The 324-nt window shown below is 54.6% G+C and carries 1 tRNA gene and 2 rRNA genes; all 3 read right to left on the bottom strand.

Going from position 1 to position 324, the window contains the following annotated elements:
* Positions 1-100, bottom strand: a 5S ribosomal RNA gene (gene rrf / locus ACNQ0W_RS25495); the annotation flags it as partial.
* A 43-nt stretch (positions 101-143) separates the two neighbouring features.
* Positions 144-219 (bottom strand) — tRNA-Thr (locus ACNQ0W_RS25490).
* A 14-nt stretch (positions 220-233) separates the two neighbouring features.
* Positions 234-324: ribosomal RNA gene (rrf, locus tag ACNQ0W_RS25485) — 5S ribosomal RNA — on the bottom strand; the annotation flags it as partial.

Genomic DNA, 324 nt, shown 5'->3' with positions numbered 1-324 from the left:
CTCTCACATGGGGAGACCCCACACTACCATCGGCGCTACGGCGTTTCACTTCTGAGTTCGGCATGGGGTCAGGTGGGACCACCGCGCTAAAGCCGCCAGACAAATTCTTTTACTTCTTGCCGAACTTTAACCTAAGTATAAAGTGGTGCTGATACCCAGAGTCGAACTGGGGACCTCACCCTTACCAAGGGTGCGCTCTACCAACTGAGCCATATCAGCACGCTAAATTTGATGCCTGGCAGTTCCCTACTCTCACATGGGGAGACCCCACACTACCATCGGCGCTACGGCGTTTCACTTCTGAGTTCGGCATGGGGTCAGGTG

Source organism: Enterobacter cloacae complex sp. 6730903 (genome assembly GCF_048283985.1).
GTDB classification, from domain to species: domain Bacteria; phylum Pseudomonadota; class Gammaproteobacteria; order Enterobacterales; family Enterobacteriaceae; genus Enterobacter; species Enterobacter hormaechei_C.
The sequence above is the reverse complement of the archived record's forward strand: the minus strand, read 5'-3'. Positions and strand labels throughout refer to the sequence as shown.